Raw genomic sequence first — 19,765 nt, forward strand, 5'->3', positions numbered from 1 at the left:
TTATCTTTATGATTAAATTAAAAAACAAAATAATTAAAATGATTAAACTTTTTATAAGATTTTGTTTAATTATTTTGAATGATATATTGATTATTTTTCCTGTTAAAAAAAATTTAGTTGTTTTTGAAAGCTTTAAAGGAAAAGATATTAACGATAATCCAGCAGCTATCTATGATGAGTGGATTAAAGAATTTCCAGAATATAAAAATTTAGCTTACTTTGCTGTCAAGGTTTCTGAATTTAAAACTTTGAAGACAAAATATCCTGATGTCAAAATGGTAAGAAGATTTTTACCTAAATGGGTTTGGATAATGGCAAGATCTAATTTTTGGATTTTTAATTCTAGAACTCCTAACTGGTGGAAAAAAAATAAGGGTACTACTTATATGCAAACCTGGCATGGGACACCGTTAAAGAAATTAGGAATTGATATTGCTAATGTTAAAATGCCAGGAACTGATACTGATAAATATAAAAGACGTTTTGTTAATGAAGCTCATCGTTGGGATTATTTAATTGCACCTAATCAATATTCGCATCAAATTTTTGCTAGGGCTTTTGACTTTAATAATAAGTTTTTAGATATTGGTTATCCTAGAAATGATGTTTTATATAACAGTGACAATTCTAAAAGCATTGCAAAATTAAAATATAGTTTAATTGGTAACAAAAAGGCTAAAGTAATAACATATGCACCTACTTGGCGTGATGATGATTATAAAACAAAAGGTGTTTATAACTTTGAATTACCATTTAGTTTAAAACAATTTTTTGATAACGTTGATGAGAATACTATTTTAATAATAAGACCACATTATTTAGTTAAAGATGCTATTGATATTAGTGGATATGAAGACCGAGTTAAAATTATGGCAGAAGAAGATATAAGTAATTTATATTTGATTTCTGATTTATTGATTACAGATTATTCATCAGTAATGTTTGATTATGCTAATCTTAGACGTCCGATGTTATTTTTTGCTTATGATTTAAATCATTATGAAGAAGAACTAAGAGGATTTTATTTTGATTATAAGAAAGATGTACCTGGTCCACTAGTTCAAGATGCTAATTCATTTTATAATAAGATCAATGAATTTAATGAAATTGGTAAATTTAAAGATTATGATAATCAATTTAATTTATTTTATGATAAGTTTTGTTCTTGGGAATCCGCTAACTCGTCTAAGACTTTTGTAAAAATTATGAGGGGGATTAATAATGAAAGATAATTTCTTAATTGGTTCACATGTTAGTATGAATGGTTCTAAAATGTTTTTGGGATCAGCTGAAGAAGCTAAAAGTTATGATGAAAATACTTTTATGGTTTATACAGGTGCTCCTCAAAATACTAGAAGAAAACCAATCGATGAATTAAGAGCCGATGATGGTAAAGCTTATATGAAAGATAATGACTTAGAAGAAGTTGTTGTCCATGCTCCATATATTATTAATCTCGGTAATGTTAATAAACCACGTAATTTCCATTTTGGAATTAACTTTTTACATGACGAGATAAAGCGTGCAGAAACAATAGGTGCCACACAAATTGTTTTGCATCCAGGATCACATGTTGGTGCTGGAGCAGATGCTGCTATTAAACAAATTTCAGCAGGCTTAAATGAAGTTATTGAACCTGATCAAAAGATTCAAATAGCTTTAGAAACCATGGCAGGTAAAGGAACCGAAGTGGGTCGTAGCTTTGAAGAACTAGCCAAAATTATTGATGGCGTTAAAGATAATGAAAAATTGTCGGTTACTTTTGATACTTGTCATACTAGTGACGCCGGTTATGATATTAAAAATGACTTTGATGGTGTTTTAAATGAATTTGATCATATTATTGGTCTTAATAGACTTAAAGTTGTTCATTTAAATGATTCTAAGAATCCAATGGGAAGTCAGAAAGATAGACATGAAATTATTGGGTTAGGTGAATTAGGATTTGATTGTCTTAATTATGTAGCTCACCATAAAAGTTTAGTTGATGTTCCTAAAATTATGGAAACTCCAGCTGTTACAATTGATAAAGACAAGAAGAAAAAAGTTTCTCCTCACTATTTTGAAGTTCAAATGTTAAAGAATGAAAAATTTAATCCAAACTTAATGGATGATATTATTAATCAATAAAAAAGAGCCCTAGGGCTCTTTTTTATTTTGTATCTATATTTAAACTTTCCATTATTATAGTCGCAGTTTCTTCTATTGATTTGTCGGCAACATTAATTTGTAGACAATTTAGTTTATTATATAACTCTTTTGCATAATCCAATTCTTTTTTTATATTTTCTGAATTTGAATAAGGAGTATCTTCTTCTAAACCGTAAGAAAGCATTCTTGCTTGTCTTATTTTTTGAATTTTTGATATATCGCTTGTTAATCCAAATATTTTTTCATTATTGATTTTCCAAATTTCTTCTGGTAGTTGAGTTTCTGGACCAATGGGAACATTTGATACTTTTAATTTCTTATTTGCTAAGTATAAAGATAATGGTGTTTTAGAAGTTCTAGAAATACCTAGTATAACCACATCAGCTTCTTTTAAATTTTGGGGATTATTACCATCGTCATTCTCTACTGAAAATTCCATTGCTGCAATTCTTTTAAAGTATTCTTCATTTAAGTCATGAACCATTCCGCTAACTCTTTCAGGTTTACTGCCTAAACGATTACTAATGGCTTTCATAGGAGATTGTATGCAGTCAACACTTTGCAAATCATTTTCTTCTGCAAAATTTTCTATAATATCACTTAATTTGGGATTAACTAGGGTATGAAAAATAACTGCTTGTTTTTCAGCAGCAATTTTTAAAATTCCATTTAGTATTGATTCGGTTGTTATAAAAGGATATCTTTCATAGTCTAAGTTAGTTTCATTGAATTGAGATCCTGCAGTTTTTGCTACTTGCATAGCAGTTTCACCACTAGAATCAGATATTGCAAATATAGGCAATTTATCCATATCAACAAGCTCCTTTAATTAATTTAAATGCTTGTAATTATTTTATCATAAAATAATTACATAATTTCTCAATTGTGATATTGACGTGTTATACATTGTTTTGTATAATTATTAAGAACAGTTTTAATCAATGCTACATAGCAATTAAAGCGGTTATATTTCGAGCTCGGAGGGAGGGAATTTTCATATGTCAAAAACAGTCGTTCGCAAAAACGAATCTCTTGATGATGCTCTTCGTCGTTTCAAACGTACAGTTTCCAAAAACGGTACTTTACGTGAATACCGTAAGCGAGAATTCTACGAAAAACCTAGTGTTAAACGTAAATTAAAATCTGAAGCAGCAAGAAAGCGCAACAACAAGAAGAAAAGACGTCGCTTTTAATTAAAAAACGTTCCTGTTATTTCAGGAACGTTTTTTTACTAGTTTACAACTAACTTGGGAGGTATTATAAATATGAGTATTTCAAATAGTATTAACAATGACTTAAAGAATGCAATGAAGTCACATGACAAGGTTGCTTTAACTGTTATCAGAATGATTAAAACTGATTTGATGAATGAAAAAATTAAATTGGGTCATGATTTATCAGAAGACGAGGAATTAACAGTAATTAGTCGTGAAGTTAAACAACATAAAGAATCCATTGATGACTTTAAAAAGGCTGATCGTGATGACTTAGTAGAAACTCAAGAATCCGAAATGAAAGTTTTAGAAAAATATGCTCCTAAGCAATTATCACAAGCAGAAATTGATGAAGTTGTCTCTGAAACAATTAATTCAGTAGGTGCTTCTAACATGTCTGATTTTGGTAAAGTTATGGGTGCGGTAATGCCTAAAGTCAAAGGAAAAGCTGATGGATCTTTAGTACAAAAATCAGTTAAAAATAATTTAAAATAATTGTTTAAAACAAGATTAAATTTGATTAATCTTGTCATACATAATGTATAGCTTTTTAAAATTTATAAACTATGCTAAGATTTGGTTATTATATTACAAAAGGAGTCGCTATATTGACAGAAAATACTTCAGTGAAAAAAGAATTTACTCTAAATAATTTAGATTTTGAGCCAATATTATTGGGCCCACAAAATAAAAATATTTCAATTCTTGAAGAAGGTATGGATGTTTCTATTAATGCCTTCGGAACTAAAATTAAAGTTTCAGGTAATGAAGATAATGTTAATCAGGTTATCTCAATTTTAGATAATTTAGTAAAGTTATTGCAAGATGGTATAACATTAAATAGTAGTGATTTCGTTAGTGCTATTAATATGTCCAAAAATGGTACTTTAGAATATTTTAGAGATTTGTATAATCAAATTTTGATTAAGGACGCCAAAGGTAAACCTGTAAGGGTTAAGAACTTTGGACAAAGACAATACGTTCAATCAGTAAAACGTAATGATATAACATTTGGAATAGGTCCTGCTGGAACCGGTAAAACATATTTGGCAGTGGTTATGGCAATTGCTGCTTTAAAGCATGGAGATGTTGATAAAATTATCTTAACTCGTCCAGCTGTTGAAGCCGGTGAAAGTTTAGGCTTCTTACCTGGAGATTTAAAAGAAAAAGTTGATCCATATTTAAGACCAATTTATGATGCTTTACATGCTATTTTAGGTCGTGAACATACTACTCGTTTAATGGAAAGAGAAGTTATTGAAATTGCGCCTTTAGCATATATGCGTGGTCGTACCTTAGATAATGCTTTTGTCATTTTAGATGAAGCTCAAAATACAACTACTGCTCAAATGAAAATGTTTTTAACACGTTTAGGATTTGGCTCAAATATGATTGTTAACGGTGATATTTCACAAATTGATTTACCTAGACATGCAAGTAGTGGTCTTGTTCAAGCACAGAAAATTTTAAAGAATGTAAAGAAAATCAGATTTGTTACATTTAATTCTAATGATGTAGTAAGACATCCAGTTGTTGCTAAGATAATTGATGCTTATGAAAATTATTCTGATAATCAAAAATAGTGAAGGTAGGAATTTATATGGATTTAGAAATCTATGATAAAACAAATAATGGAGTTTCTGATAAAGACACATCTTTAGTTCAAGATGTTTTAGAATATGCTGGTAAATATCTTGATTTAAAGGAAAATACAGAAATGTCAGTTACTTTTGTGAATAATGACAAAATTAAAGATATTAATAAAGAATATCGAGGTGTAGACCGAGCTACTGATGTTATTAGTTTTGCAATTGAGGATGGAGACGATGATTTTCCTTTAATAATGGATGACGAAATGGCTAATGAGATCCCTGAAAATATTGGAGACATATTCGTTTCTATTGATAAGGTAGCAGAACAAGCTGAATTTTTAAATCATTCATATGAAAGAGAATTAGGTTTCTTAGTAGTGCATGGATTCTTGCATTTAAATGGGTACGATCATATGGAGCCCGAAGATGAAGCCGTTATGTTTCCTTTACAAAGAAAGATAATGGATAGTTATGGGCTTAAAAGGTAACAAGCAAATTCATAAAAATAAGCATTTTATAGTGTCTTTTTTACATGCTTTGCAAGGCATTATAACTTTAATTAAAGATGAACGTAACTTTAGGTTTCATTTATTTAGTAGCTTAGTAGTAATTATCTTTTCATTTTATTTAAAAATAAACTTAAACGAATGGCTTTGGATATTATTAGCTTTATTTTTAGTTCTTTTATCTGAAACGATTAATACAATCGTCGAAACAGTGGTAGACCTATTTGTTGGAGATAAATATAATAATTTAGCTAAAAAATCAAAAGATGTTGCTGCTGGCGGTGTATTGATTGCTTCACTATTTTCTATATTGGTTGGATTAATTATATTTTTACCAATTATTTTACAAAAACTAAATTAGACAGGGGATGTACTTTATGGATTTTGATCCTAATTTTCATTCAGGATTTGTAGCAATTGTAGGTAGACCTAATGTTGGAAAGTCTACATTTTTAAATCGTATTATAGGGCAAAAAATTGCTATTATGAGTGATAAAGCTCAAACAACTAGAAACAAGATACAAGGAGTTTATACAGATGATGATTCACAAATTATTTTCTTAGATACTCCTGGTATTCATAAACCAAGTAATCAATTAGATGATTTTATGGATAAATCTGCTTTTTCTGCTTTAAAAGATATTGATGCAGTATTATTCATGATTAGTGCCACTGAAACTAGAGGCGCTGGTGATAACTTTATTATTGATCAACTTAAAAAAATTGATAAACCAGTTTATTTAATTATTAATAAAATTGATGAGATTAATCCTAATAAATTATTAGAGATTATGGATACTTATAAAAAAGCACTTAATTGGAATGAAGTATTTCCAATTTCAGCACTTCAAGGTAACAATGTTGATGAATTGATGGATAATTTGAAAGATAAGTTACCAGCTGGGCCTCAATATTATCCTGAAGATGAAGTAACAGATCATCCTGAACGATTTATTGTAGCTGAGTTGATTAGAGAAAAAATTCTTTCTTTAACCCGTCAAGAAATTCCTTATTCAGTAGCTATTGATATTTTAAGTATGAAAACTAAAGATAATGGTAATGTTGATATTCAAGCTGACATTTTAGTAGATCGTCCTGGCCAAAAGGGTATCTTAATTGGTAAACAGGGATCGATGCTTAAGAAAATAGGTACTTTGGCACGTCAAGATATTGAAGATTTATTAGGTAGYAAAGTTTATCTAAAATTGTGGGTTAAAGTTCAAACCGGTTGGCGAGACAATCCATCAATTTTAAAATCATTAGGATATAACAAGAAAGAAAATTATTAATAATTTGGTTGGTGAATATTGATGAATTCACAAACATACATGAATTTTCACGGAATTTTATTATATCGTAAAAATTTTAAAGAACGCGATATGTTGGTCAAGTTTCTAACAGCTGAAGTTGGCAAAAAAATGTTTTTTATTCGAGGAGCACGTAAAAGAGGCTTTAAAATGATGCCTGAGATTTTGCCTTTTACCTATGGACTATATTCTGGGAAAATAAGTAGAGATAATTTATCTTATATTTATAGTGTATTAGATACAGACCATTATGAAAATATTAGTCAGGATATTTATTTAAATGCTTATTCTACTTATATAATGTCCTTAATTGATGTTGCTTTTCCAGATTCAACTCCAATATTAGGATGGTTTAATAAACTTTTTGAAGCTTTAAAATTAATTAATAACGGCATTGATGCAGCAATTATTACTAATATCATTGAAATACAATTACTAAATGTTTTTGGTGTACAACCAGAATTTAGAGGTTGTACTATTTGTGGTCGAAACGACTTATCCATGGATTATTCTGAAGCATATGGAGGCTTAATTTGTGCTAAACATTATCACATGGATCCACATCGACTTCATTTAGATGCTAAAACTGTATTTTATTTAAGAAAATTTTCAGTAATAGATATTCAAAAAATTAATAATATCAATGTTAATGAAAATACTAAAAGAAACTTAAGAAATGTTTTAGACAAATTATATCAAGATACTGTTGGTATAAATTTAAAGAGCAAACATTTCCTAGATCAAATGAAGGATTTAAAATTATAGAATTGACTTTTTCATTTTGCTAAATTATTATTAAATTAAATGAATTAATAGGTAAAGATAAAAGAATTTTATTATATGACTATTTATCAGCGAGTCTAGGATAGTGTAAGCTAGTCATTATTGTCTATAATAATTGGCGCTTTTTGAACCAAACTAATTAAGCTGCTAGTTCTTTATTAGAGCTAGAAGTAGGGTGGAACCGCGAATAAATTCGTCCCTGCTGTAAATTGCATTTTATTATGCTTTTTTACGGCAGGGATTTTTTGTGTCTCGCCTAATAAACAGGAGGAATTATTTATGACAAAGAAGTTGTCAATGCAAGAAATTATTTTAAAATTACAACAATTTTGGTCATCTAAGGGTTGTATGTTAATGCAAGCTTATGATACAGAAAAAGGTGCAGGAACTATGAGTCCATACACTTTCTTAAGAGCAGTAGGACCAGAACCATGGAATGCTGCATATGTTGAACCTTCTAGAAGACCTGCTGATGGTAGATATGGTGAAAATCCTAACCGTTTATATCAACATCATCAATTTCAAGTCATTATGAAACCATCACCAGAAAATATTCAAGAACTTTATCTAGATAGTCTAAAGGAATTAGGTATTAATCCAATTGAACATGATATTCGATTTGTTGAAGATAACTGGGAAAATCCTTCAATGGGTTGTGCCGGTGTTGGTTGGGAAATCTGGCTAGACGGTATGGAAGTTACTCAATTCACTTACTTTCAAATTGTTGGTGGACAAGAAATGAACCCTGTAGCTTCAGAAATAACTTATGGTCTTGAAAGATTAGCATCATATATTCAAGATGTTAATAATGTTTTTGATTTAAATTGGAACGATAATGTTAAATATGGGGATATTTTTAAAGAACCTGAATATGAACATTCAAAATATAGTTTTGAGGAAAGTAATCAAGACATGTTATTAAATATGTTTGATAACTTTGAGACAGAAGCTAAGAAACAAATTGCAAATGGTTTAGTTCACCCTGCATATGATTATGTTTTGAAGTGTAGTCATACCTTTAATTTATTAGATGCTAGAGGAGCAGTTTCAGTTACTGAAAGAGCTGGCTATTTATCTAGAATTAGAAAGATGGCTAGATCTATTGCAAAGGCATTTATTAAAGAACGTGCAAAACGTGGATTCCCATTAATTAAAGATGATAAAAAACGTAAAGAACTACTAGCAGATTATAACAAGGAGGAAAAATAATGGCACATACATTCTTATTAGAAGTTGGTCTTGAAGAAATGCCAGCTCATGTGGTTACTCCAAGTATTAAACAATTAGTCAAAAGAACTAAAGACTACTTAAAAGATCAAAGAATTGAATTTGACGATATTAAACCTTTTTCAACGCCACGTCGTTTAACAATTCAAATTACTGGTTTGGCAGATAAACAAGAAGATATTGATGAATCTGTTAAGGGACCTGCTAAAAAAATTGCTCAAGATGATGACGGTAATTGGAGTAAAGCTGCTATTGGTTTTACTAAAGGACAAGGTGCTACAACTGATGATATTACTTTTAAAGAAGTAAAAGGTACTGAATATGTATTTGTTGAAAAGCATATTGATGGTAAACCTGTCAGTGAAGTGCTAATGGGTATGAAAGATGTCATTACTAGTATGACTTTCCCAACTCTTATGAAATGGAATGTTTATGATTTAGAATTTATTCGTCCAATTAGATGGATGGTTGCATTATTAGACGATAAAGTTTTACCAATTAAGATTTTGGATGTTACTGCTGGTAATGTTAGTCGAGGTCATCGTTTCTTAGGTCAATATACTACTATTGAATCTGCTGATAATTATGAAAAAACTTTACATGATCAATTTGTTATTGTTGATGCTGATAAACGTAAAAAATTGATTAAAGATCAAATCGAACAAATAAGTAAAGATAATAATTGGGTTGTTAATATTAATCCTTCTTTATTGGAAGAAGTTAATAACTTAGTTGAATGGCCAACTGCATTTTATGGTAATTTTGACAAAAAGTATTTGGAATTACCAGCTGATGTTTTGATTACTTCAATGCGCGATAATCAAAGATTCTTTTATGTACAAGATCAAGATAAAAATATTTTACCTTACTTCATTTCTGTAAGAAATGGAAATAAAGATTATCTCGAAAATGTCGCTGTGGGTAATGAAAAAGTATTAACTGCTCGCTTAGAAGATGCAATGTTCTTCTATAAAGAAGATCAATCAAATGATATTGATTTTTATGTAAACAAACTTAAAAAAGTTAGCTTCCACGATAAAATTTCAACAATGTATGAAAAAATGCAACGTGTTGAAGTAATTACTCAAGTTTTAGGTAAGCATGTGGGTCTAAGTGATACTGAACTTTCTGATGTTAAAAGAGCTGCTCAAATTTATAAATTTGATTTAGTTACTGGTATGGTTGGTGAATTTTCAGAACTACAAGGAATAATGGGTGAAAAATATGCATTACTTAAAGGTGAAAATAAATCTGTAGCAACTGCAATTCGTGAACATTACATGCCTATCTCAGCTAATGGTGATTTACCAGCAACAAAAGTTGGTGCAGTATTAGCCGTTGCTGATAAATTTGATAGTATTCTAACTTTCTTTGCTGCTGGTATGATTCCTAGTGGATCTAATGATCCATATGCTTTAAGAAGACAAGCAAACGGAATTGTTAGAATTGTGAACAATCAAAAATGGAACTTTAATTTAGAAAACATGATGAACTCATTTATTAAAAGTGAAAATGAGCATGAAGTAGCTCCATCATTAGATCAAACAAAAGAATTTAATGATATTGTTGGCTTTATTAATGACCGTATTATTAAAGTGTTAAAAGATGATAAGTTAAGACATGATATTATTGATGCAATTTCAGAAACTAAGAATCATAACATTTTATTCATTTTTGAAGTTGCAAATGTCTTAAATCAACATAAAGATGATGATGAATTTAAAAAATCTATTGAAGCTTTAACTCGTGTATTAAGAATTTCCAACAAACAAAGTTTTAATAATGATGACTTAAATATTGATGAATCATTATTTGAAAAGGATTCTGAAAAGAAATTATATGAAAAAGTTTCTACAATTAGTGAAAACTACTATCAATTAGGTGCAAATGCTGAATTTGATAAATTAATGTCATTGAAAGATGTTATCAATGATTATTTTGATGAAACAATGGTAATGGCAAAAGATGATAATATTAAAAATAATCATTTAAGACAAATGACAATTATTGCTAATATGATTAATTGGTTTGCTGATTTAGATAAATTAATTGTTAAGTAATATAATTAGACAAAATCACGATAGATTGTTAAAATATTAAATACTTGTACGTAATAATTAATGATAAAAGTCGCACTTTTTATTTTAAGTGCGACTTTTATATCTGAAAAAGGGGCGATAAATATGATTCCTGAAGATGTTATTGATAAAGTCAGAGATCAAACTAATATTTCTGATGTTGTGGGTCAATTTGTATCTTTGCATAAATCTGGTAAAAATTTATTTGGATTATGTCCCTTTCATGAAGAAAATACGCCTTCTTTTTCAGTAAATGAACAAAAGCAAATTTTCCATTGTTTTAGTTGTGGTCGTGGTGGAAATGTTTTTAAATTTTTGATGGAATTACAAAATTTATCATATCCTGAGGCAATCAATAAAGTTGCCGATATGCAAGGAATTAAAATAGATGATAAATATGTACAATCATCAAACAATAGTAAAAAAATTGATTCTGATGAACAAATCTTAATTGACATCCATACTCAATCTACAGATTTATATCATCATATTTTAATGAATACTGAAATGGGGCAATCTGCTTTAGATTATCTTCATAATCGTGGCTTGAAAGATGAAACAATTGATAAATATCAATTGGGATTTGCACCAAGTAATTCAATTTTAAAGACTTTTTTGGTTCAGAAAAAATATAAATATCAAGATTTAAGAAAATCTGGTTTGTTTTTAGAAGATGACAATGGTGATTTGAAAGATCGATTTTTCAATCGAATAATTTATCCAATCACTAATGAATTTGGAAATGTTATTGCATTTTCTGGAAGAATTCTAAATAAAGATGATAATCAAGCTAAGTATTTAAATAGTCCTGAGACTACAATATTTAATAAGCGCAAAGTACTTTTTAATTTTTCTAATGCTAGAAATACCATTAGAAAGGAAAAAACAACTATTTTGTACGAAGGATTTATGGACGTTATTTCTGCATATCAATCTGGAGTACATAATGGAATAGCTTCAATGGGAACAAGCTTAACCGATGAGCAAATATATTTGTTACAAAGAAATACTACTAATTTATATGTTTGTTATGATGGGGATGCACCTGGGCAAAATGCTATTAATAGGTCTATAGGAATTCTTGAAAAAACACAATTAAAATTAGGTGTTATTCAAATGCCTAGTGGTATCGATCCTGATGAATATCGTCAGCAAAATGGTGAATCTAAATTTAAGTCATATATGCATTCTGCTTTAGAATCTGTAATTTCATTTAAAATGCATTTCTTAAAGTTGAATCGCAACCTAGATAATGAAAATGATAAGATTAATTATATAAACGATGTGATTCGTGAAATTGCTAAAATTTCTCAACCCATTGAACGTGATGTATATATTAATCAAATCTCTGAGCAATTTGGTCTAAATAAAATTGATTTAACTAACCAATTAAATAAATTGGTTAATCGAAATAATTTAGGACACAAAACTAGCGCTTATAAATCAAATGGTTCATCTAAGATTTATGATACAATTTCAATTGCTAACGTTAAACCTGTTGGAAGAGTCGAAATGGCTGAAAGAAGCTTATTAAATCGCATTCTAAATAATCATGAAATGTGGTTAAGAATAATGGGAAAAGAAGGTTTCTGCTTTGTTGATGATAAATATCAATTAATTTATATTCTGGCTCAAGAATATTTTAAAAACCATGCAGAATATAAAGCCGATGCTTTTCAAGATTTTGTTAAAGAAGAAGATTTACAACAATTATTAATAAATATTGATTTAATTGACTTATCAGGTGAACCTACTAACTTAGAGATAGATGATTATGTTAATATAATAATGAATGATGCTCCCATTGAAAAACAGCTTAAAACTAAACAGGCTGAATTAGATGAGGCCAAGAAGCTAGGCGATGTAGATCGTCAAATAGATATAACTACAGACATTATTAATTTACAACGTAAGAAACAAATTAATAATTAAGCTTAATTTAGGAGGCAGTTTAATGGCTGGAAAATCAAATAAAAAAGAACTAAAAGAATCAGTTAATGCACTAATTAAGAAACAAAAGAAAGTCGGACATGTAACTTATGACGATTTAAATGATAGTATTGCGGTTCCATTTAAGTTAACAAAGAAACAAATGTATAATCTTCTAGAAAAAGTTGAAGATAAAGGAATTAGTGTTGTAGATAAAAATGGTGATCCTGACCCAAGAGCGCTAGAAGCTGCCAAAAAAGTTACCCAATCAGAATTAAAGAATTCTTCCTCAGCTCCTACAGGAGTTAAAATTAATGATCCTGTTAGAATGTATCTTAAAGAAATTGGTCGTGTGTCACTTTTAACAGCTGACCAAGAAGTTGAGTTAGCTTTGAGAATTGAAAAGGGCGATGAAGAAGCTAAACAAGAATTAGCAGAAGCTAACTTACGTTTAGTTGTTTCAATTGCTAAGCGTTATGTAGGTCGTGGAATGCAATTCTTAGATTTAATTCAAGAAGGAAATATGGGGCTTATGAAAGCTGTTGAAAAGTTTGATTACCGTAAAGGATTTAAATTTTCAACTTATGCTACCTGGTGGATTAGACAAGCTATTACTCGTGCCATAGCTGATCAAGCTAGAACAATTAGAATTCCTGTTCATATGGTTGAAACCATCAATAAATTAATTAGAATTCAACGTCAATTACTTCAAGATTTAGGACGTGAACCTACTCCAGAAGAAATTGGTGCTGAAATGGATATGCCAACTCAAAAAGTTCGTGGTATTCTTAAAATTTCTCAAGAACCAGTTTCACTTGAAACTCCTATTGGTGAAGAAGACGATTCTCATTTAGGGGACTTTATTGAAGATCAAGAAGCAACTAGTCCAGCTGATCATGCTGCATATGAATTGTTAAAAGAACAATTAGAAGGTGTGCTTGATACTTTAACTGATCGTGAAGAAAATGTACTAAGACTTCGTTTTGGTTTAGACGATGGTAGAACTAGAACACTTGAAGAAGTTGGTAAGGTATTCGGTGTTACTAGAGAAAGAATTAGACAAATTGAAGCTAAAGCTTTACGTAAATTACGTCATCCTTCACGTAGTAAACAATTAAAAGACTTTTTAGAATAAAATTTATTGAAACAGGTAGATTAATTACTACCTGTTTTTTTGTTATAATTAATTATTAAATAAATTTTAGAAAAAGGTGTTTAAATGGATGCAAATCACTTATCACAACGTTTAAAAGCAGTTGCAAATTATGTTCCAAATGATAGTCGTGTAGCCGATATTGGATCTGATCATGCTTACTTGCCTGTTTATTTATTAAAAAAAGATTTAATAGAATATGCCATCGCTAGTGAAGTGGCTAAAGGTCCTTTACAAAACGCAAAAAATGAAATTTTAAAAGAAAATTTATCAGATAAAACTGATACGAGGTTAGCTGATGGACTACTTTCTATCAAAAAAGAAGATGAAATTAACTGTGTTGTAATAGCTGGAATGGGTGGAATCTTGATTCGCGATATTTTAGAGAACGGACAAAGTCATCTTAATGGTAAGGAATTACTAGTTCTTCAACCTAATGTTGGTGAAGATATTTTAAGAAAATGGTTAATGGATAACTATTACTCAATAATAAATGAACATATTCTAAGGGAAGATGGACATAATTATGAAATAATTGAAGCTCAAAAGGTTAATGATAAAATCATTTATACACTGGAAGAATTAAAATTTGGCCCAATATTGTTAGAAAAAAGATCTCCTGTTTTTATTGAAAAATGGCAAAATGAGATTAAACGCTTAGAAAATATTATTTCCAGTATGGATAATATGAAGGGACCAAAGCCAATAATAAAAATTAACAAAATGAAAAAAGAAATTAAAGAAATTAAGGAAGTTTTATAAATGAAGGTAATTGAATTAGTAAAGCAATTTGAAAAATTTGCTCCTAAAAATATTGCAGTTGATGGAGATCCAATTGGACTACAAATTGGATCGTTAAATCAGGATGTTCATAAAATTATGACAACTTTAGATGTAAGGCCTGAAGTAGTTGACGAAGCAATTAATAATCAGGTTGATTTTATTTTTTCTCATCATCCTTTGATGTTCCGCCCAGCTAAAAATTTAGATCTTAGTAATCCACAAAATAGTATGTATGCGAAAATAATTGAGCATCATATTACTGTTTACTCGGCTCATACTAATTTAGATAATGCTGTTGATGGCATGAATGATTGGTTAGCAGATAGTTTGCAATTAAAAGATACTAAAGGATTAGTTTATCAAACTAAAATGAACAACCATGAATACTTTATGGGGAGAATTGGGATGCTTTCTAATACCATGACAGTTTACGAATTTGCTGAATTCTGTAAAAAACAATTTAATATTAGCGGTCTTCGATTAATTAGTAATACCCCGGATAAATTAGTGAATAAAGTAGCCATTTTAGGTGGTGATGGCGGTAAATTCTTTAATATCGCTAAGAATAAAGGTGCCGATGTTTATGTTACCGGTGATGTATATTATCACGTAGGTCATGACATGTTAGCTTCTGATTTTTCAGTTGTTGATCCAGGACATCATATTGAAAGCATTTGTAAGCCTTATTTAGCAGTAATGTTTAGAAAATGGGCAAAACAATTGAATTGGAATGTAGAAGTGATAGAGTCTGATATAAATACAGATCCATTTACATTCATTTAAAAGGAGTTAACCTAATATGCATAAATATGAATCATTATTACCAAGATTTTTAAGCTATGTGAAAATTAATACCCGCTCTAATAAAAACACTAATAAAATACCTTCTTCTAAAGAACAAGTTAGTTTTCTCAAAGATTTAAAAATTCAATTGAAGTCAATTGGATTAGAACATGTTAGAACCAATGAATCAAGTGGATATGTATTCGCCACTTTACCTTCAAATATTAATAAAAAAGTAAAAAAGATTGGTTTTATTTCACATGTTGATACTGCTGATTTTAATTCTGAAAATGTAAATCCACAAATAATTGAAAAATATGACGGTAGGTCTGTGATTAATCTGGGTAATGGAGAATACAAATTAGACCCCAAAGTATTTCCTAGTCTAAAAAAATATGATGGGCAAACTTTAATTACTACTGATGGTAATACTTTATTGGGAGCTGATGATAAAGCAGGAGTCACTGAAATTATAACTTCTATGGATTATTTAATTCATCATCCGGAAATTAAGCATGGTGAAATTGAAATTGGTTTTGGTCCAGATGAAGAAATTGGAACAGGTGCTGATAATTTTGATACTAAAGATTTTGGTGCTGATATTGCTTACACAGTTGATGGTGGATCATTGGGTCAATTGCAATATGAGACATTCAATGCTGCTTCAGCAACTGTAGATATTAAAGGAACAGATGTGCATCCTGCAGAGGCTAAAGGCGTTATGGTTAATTCTGCATTAATTGGAATGCAATTCAATGAAAGCTTACCTAAGTATGAACGTCCAGAAGTTACAGATGGACGAGATGGCTTTTATTTCTTAACTAATTTAAATGGGACGGTAGACCATACTAAATTAAATTATATTATCAGAGATCATGACAAAAAGCGTTTTAATGACAGAAAAAAATATTTTAATAAAATTGCAGAGGAAATGAATAAACAATTTGATGAATCTCGCATTAATATTGATATAAAAGATCAATATTATAATATGGCAGAAGTAATCAACCAAGATATGACAGTTGTTGATTTAGCAAAAGAAGCAATGAAAAATGTGGATATTAATCCTGATATTTTCCCAGTTCGTGGTGGTACAGATGGATCTAAAATTTCTTTCATGGGTTTGCCTACGCCTAACATTTTTGCCGGTGGTGAAAATATGCATGGTCGTTTTGAGTATGTTTCACTACAGACGATGGAAAAAGCTTGTGATTTATTAATTGAAATTGCTAATTTAAGCGCTAAAAAATAATTAGTCAATAATGGTCAAATTATTTTTAATTAAATTAATGTTTTGGTAAAATTTACTTATAAGTTGATTAATCAATTTATAAGTATTTTTTATTATATAAAGTAGGTGGAATATATTGAATCCAGATGATTTAACAGAAGCGGTAACAAAAGCATTGGCTGAAGCACAAAAAGTTGCAGTTAACCGTAAGCATCAAGAAATTACGATTGCTCATTTATTTAAATTTTTGGTTCAACCTGGTGAATTAGATCGTCAGATTTATTCTGAATTAGGTTTAGACGTAAAAAAATTAGAAGCAGAAATTGATAAAGAATTAGATAGTATTTCAACTGTTGAGGGCAGTAATGTCTCTTATGGACAAAATATTTCATCAAATATGTATCAATTAATGCAAAATGCCAATCAAATTAAAGATAAATTAGGTGACCAATATGTTGCCGTTGATACATTAACGATTGCTTTAATGGATGTTAGTGGTGACAAATTAAGTGATTATTTAAAAGAAAATGATATTACTAAACAAAAAGTAACCAATGAAGTAGAAAAAATTCGTGGAGGTGAAAAAGTGACTTCTAAGAACCAAGAGGATAATTTCCAAGCATTGAAAAAATATGGTATTGATTTGGTTAAAGAGGCTCGTGCCGGTAAATTAGGTCCAATTATTGGTCGTGATGAAGAAATATTAGATGTTATTAGAATCCTTTCTCGTATGACCAAAAACAATCCAATCTTATTAGGTGATCCTGGTGTTGGAAAAACAGCAATTGTTGAAGGCTTAGCTAAGAGAATTGCTGTAAATGATGTTCCTGATAATTTAAAAGATAAGCAATTATTTGAATTAGATATGAGTTCATTAATTGCTGGTGCTAAATATCGTGGTGAATTTGAAGAACGATTAAAAGCTGTTCTAAAAGCAGTGAAAAAATCTGAAGGTAAAATCATCATGTTTATTGATGAAATTCATAATATCGTTGGTGCTGGTAAGTCTGAAGGTAGTATGGATGCTGGTAATATGTTAAAACCAATGTTAGCACGTGGTGATTTACATTTAATTGGTGCTACTACTTTAGATGAATATCGTAAATATTTAGAAAAAGATAAAGCACTAGAACGTCGTTTCCAAAGAGTCCATGTTAATGAACCAAGTGTTGATGACACTATTACTATTTTAAGAGGAATTAAAGAACGTCTTGAAATACATCATGGAGTAAGAATTCATGATAATGCATTAGTAGCTGCAGCCAAATTATCTGATAGGTACATTACTGATCGATTCTTACCAGATAAGGCTATTGATTTAGTTGATGAAGCTTCTTCTACGATTGAAGTTGAAATGAATTCTAGTCCTACCGAATTAGATCAAGCTCATCGTAAGCTTATTCGTGCCGAAGTTGAGGAAGCTGCTTTAAAGAATGAAAGCGACGATGAATCTAAAAAACGTTTATCAGAATTAGAACCTCAATTAGCCAATTTAAAAGAAACAGTTAATAATTTAAATGCTAGATGGCAACAAGAAAAAAGTTCTATTCAAAGATTAGGAGATAAGAAGTCTGAACTAGATAAAGCCAAAAATGATTTACAACAAGCCGAAAGTTCTTATGATTTAAATAAAGCTGCAGTCTTACAACATGGAACTATTCCTAAGCTAGAAGAAGAACTTAAGCAAATGGAAAGTCAAGATCATAATGATGATTGGTTGGTTAGTGAATCTGTTACTGAAAATGAAATTGGTAATGTTTTAAGCAGAGAAACTGGAATTCCAGTTAACCGCTTAATGCAAGGTGAACGTGATAAATTACTTCATTTAGATGATAATTTACACAAACGTGTCATTGGACAAAATGAAGCTGTTGAAGCAGTTTCTGATGCAGTTTTAAGATCACGTGCAGGTTTACAAGATCCAAGTAAGCCTTTAGGATCTTTCTTGTTCTTAGGACCTACTGGTGTAGGTAAAACAGAATTAGCTAAGTCACTTGCTGCCAATTTATTTGATTCCGAAGATCATATGGTTAGAATTGATATGTCTGAATATATGGAAAAAGCTTCTGTTTCTAGGCTAGTAGGAGCTGCTCCCGGATATGTAGGATATGAAGAGGGTGGTCAATTAACAGAAGCAGTTAGAAGGAATCCATATACAATTGTTTTATTTGATGAAATTGAAAAAGCACATCCAGATGTATTTAATATTTTATTGCAAGTTTTAGATGATGGTCGTCTAACTGACGGTCAAGGTCGTACAATCGACTTTAAGAATACTATTTTAATTATGACTTCTAATTTAGGTTCTGATTTGCTATTAAAAGGTACGGATGAAAATGGTGACATTAGCAGCGAAGCCAAAAATCAGGTCAATGATTTGTTAAAAACAAGCTTTAAGCCTGAATTTTTAAATCGTATTGATGATGTAATTATGTTTAAACCGTTATCCATTAATGACGTCAAATTGATAGTCAAAAAATTAATTGATAAATTATCTTCACGTCTACAAGATCAACAAATTAAAATTGAAATTAGTGATGAATCGTTAGACTGGATTGCTAAAAATGGATATGAACCTCAATATGGTGCTCGACCATTACAAAGGTTTGTAACTCGTTATGTTGAAACACCTTTAGCCAAATTGATTATCGGAAATAAAATAGAGCCTAAATCCACTGTTAATATTAATTTAGATGGTGACAAGTTATCTTTTAAATAAATAAAAAGAGCTTAAGCTATAAAAGCTTAAACTCTTTTTTGTTTGCTTATTTGTTTGCATTACCAGAAATTAAAGTGACACAGTTAACTAAAATAAGTGCAGTAATTACTGTTACAACTGCGATACTAATTGAGGAGTAAGTTTGACTCTCCAATTGACCTACGATATATCCGATAATTTCACCAAAAATAGCTGACCAAAAAACAACTGTTAAATTTTTTGTAAGAAATTTCATTACTATCCACCTCGCAATTCATAAAAATTTTATCACATATCTATCTTTAAATACAATTATAAATATAATCATAT

Annotated in this window: 19 protein-coding genes; 17 read left to right on the plus strand and 2 right to left on the minus strand. The window is 29.8% G+C overall.

Annotated features, from left to right (window positions below):
• The first annotated feature begins 8 nt into the window (after positions 1 to 8).
• The gene (locus C7N71_RS02605; RefSeq protein ID WP_105987621.1) at positions 9 to 1,232 is read left to right on the plus strand and encodes a CDP-glycerol glycerophosphotransferase family protein; all 1,224 of its coding nucleotides are present in this window, start codon (positions 9 to 11) and stop codon (positions 1,230 to 1,232) included.
• The gene (locus C7N71_RS02610; RefSeq protein ID WP_105987622.1) at positions 1,222 to 2,130 is read left to right on the plus strand and encodes a deoxyribonuclease IV; all 909 of its coding nucleotides are present in this window, start codon (positions 1,222 to 1,224) and stop codon (positions 2,128 to 2,130) included. The genes C7N71_RS02605 and C7N71_RS02610 overlap by 11 nt, the downstream gene beginning before the upstream one ends.
• Before the next feature lie 22 nt (positions 2,131 to 2,152).
• Here the strand turns inward: C7N71_RS02610 and C7N71_RS02615 are convergent, their stop codons facing one another.
• A complete protein-coding gene (locus C7N71_RS02615; protein WP_105987623.1) occupies positions 2,153 to 2,962 on the minus strand; it encodes a pyruvate, water dikinase regulatory protein in 810 nt (269 codons plus the stop codon).
• Between the two features lie 187 nt (positions 2,963 to 3,149).
• Between C7N71_RS02615 and rpsU the strand changes: the two genes are divergently transcribed.
• The 15 genes from rpsU (at position 3,150) to clpB (ending at position 19,456) form a co-directional block, all read left to right on the plus strand.
• A complete protein-coding gene (gene rpsU / locus C7N71_RS02620; RefSeq protein ID WP_105956104.1) occupies positions 3,150 to 3,344 on the plus strand; it encodes a 30S ribosomal protein S21 in 195 nt (64 codons plus the stop codon).
• 72 nt (positions 3,345 to 3,416) lie between these two features.
• On the plus strand, positions 3,417 to 3,860 hold the full coding sequence (locus C7N71_RS02625; protein WP_105987624.1) for a GatB/YqeY domain-containing protein: 444 nt from the start codon (positions 3,417 to 3,419) through the stop codon (positions 3,858 to 3,860).
• 113 nt (positions 3,861 to 3,973) lie between these two features.
• Entirely contained in the window at positions 3,974 to 4,948 is a 975-nt protein-coding gene (locus C7N71_RS02630) for a PhoH family protein (RefSeq protein ID WP_225361871.1), read from the plus strand.
• 17 nt (positions 4,949 to 4,965) lie between these two features.
• The gene (gene ybeY / locus C7N71_RS02635; protein WP_105964665.1) at positions 4,966 to 5,445 is read left to right on the plus strand and encodes an rRNA maturation RNase YbeY; all 480 of its coding nucleotides are present in this window, start codon (positions 4,966 to 4,968) and stop codon (positions 5,443 to 5,445) included.
• Positions 5,446 to 5,476: 31 nt separating this feature from the next.
• Positions 5,477 to 5,824 (plus strand): diacylglycerol kinase family protein, encoded by a 348-nt coding sequence (locus tag C7N71_RS02640; RefSeq protein WP_404799018.1) that lies wholly within the window; start codon positions 5,477 to 5,479, stop codon positions 5,822 to 5,824.
• 16 nt (positions 5,825 to 5,840) lie between these two features.
• Entirely contained in the window at positions 5,841 to 6,752 is a 912-nt protein-coding gene (gene era / locus C7N71_RS02645) for a GTPase Era (RefSeq protein WP_105987627.1), read from the plus strand.
• Positions 6,753 to 6,773: 21 nt separating this feature from the next.
• Positions 6,774 to 7,535 carry a DNA repair protein RecO gene (gene recO, locus C7N71_RS02650; RefSeq protein ID WP_105987628.1) on the plus strand — a complete coding sequence of 254 codons (762 nt, stop codon included), beginning with the start codon at positions 6,774 to 6,776 and terminating at the stop codon, positions 7,533 to 7,535.
• A 297-nt stretch (positions 7,536 to 7,832) separates the two neighbouring features.
• A complete protein-coding gene (gene glyQ, locus C7N71_RS02655) occupies positions 7,833 to 8,762 on the plus strand; it encodes a glycine--tRNA ligase subunit alpha (protein ID WP_105987629.1) in 930 nt (309 codons plus the stop codon).
• Positions 8,762 to 10,840, plus strand: coding sequence for a glycine--tRNA ligase subunit beta (gene glyS, locus C7N71_RS02660; protein ID WP_105987630.1), 2,079 nt, complete (start codon positions 8,762 to 8,764; stop codon positions 10,838 to 10,840). Before glyQ ends, glyS begins: the two co-directional genes overlap by 1 nt.
• 123 nt (positions 10,841 to 10,963) lie before the next feature.
• On the plus strand, positions 10,964 to 12,790 hold the full coding sequence (gene dnaG, locus C7N71_RS02665) for a DNA primase (RefSeq protein ID WP_225361872.1): 1,827 nt from the start codon (positions 10,964 to 10,966) through the stop codon (positions 12,788 to 12,790).
• A 22-nt stretch (positions 12,791 to 12,812) separates the two neighbouring features.
• Positions 12,813 to 13,922 carry an RNA polymerase sigma factor RpoD gene (rpoD, locus tag C7N71_RS02670; RefSeq protein ID WP_105987631.1) on the plus strand — a complete coding sequence of 370 codons (1,110 nt, stop codon included), beginning with the start codon at positions 12,813 to 12,815 and terminating at the stop codon, positions 13,920 to 13,922.
• 84 nt (positions 13,923 to 14,006) lie between these two features.
• Complete coding sequence (locus tag C7N71_RS02675) at positions 14,007 to 14,702, plus strand: tRNA (adenine(22)-N(1))-methyltransferase (protein ID WP_105987632.1); 696 nt, start codon at positions 14,007 to 14,009, stop codon at positions 14,700 to 14,702.
• Entirely contained in the window at positions 14,703 to 15,506 is an 804-nt protein-coding gene (locus tag C7N71_RS02680; RefSeq protein ID WP_105987633.1) for a Nif3-like dinuclear metal center hexameric protein, read from the plus strand.
• A 16-nt stretch (positions 15,507 to 15,522) separates the two neighbouring features.
• Entirely contained in the window at positions 15,523 to 16,758 is a 1,236-nt protein-coding gene (gene pepT, locus C7N71_RS02685; protein WP_105987634.1) for a peptidase T, read from the plus strand.
• 115 nt (positions 16,759 to 16,873) lie between these two features.
• The gene (clpB, locus tag C7N71_RS02690) at positions 16,874 to 19,456 is read left to right on the plus strand and encodes an ATP-dependent chaperone ClpB (RefSeq protein ID WP_105987635.1); all 2,583 of its coding nucleotides are present in this window, start codon (positions 16,874 to 16,876) and stop codon (positions 19,454 to 19,456) included.
• 46 nt (positions 19,457 to 19,502) lie between these two features.
• On the opposite strand, the gene C7N71_RS02695 is transcribed toward clpB, so the two are convergent.
• Positions 19,503 to 19,691: a DUF2929 family protein gene (locus tag C7N71_RS02695; RefSeq protein ID WP_105987636.1), complete on the minus strand. Its 189-nt coding sequence runs from the start codon at positions 19,689 to 19,691 to the stop codon at positions 19,503 to 19,505.
• Positions 19,692 to 19,765 lie beyond the last annotated feature (74 nt).

Source organism: Apilactobacillus timberlakei, assembly GCF_002993965.1.
GTDB lineage: Bacteria > Bacillota > Bacilli > Lactobacillales > Lactobacillaceae > Apilactobacillus > Apilactobacillus timberlakei.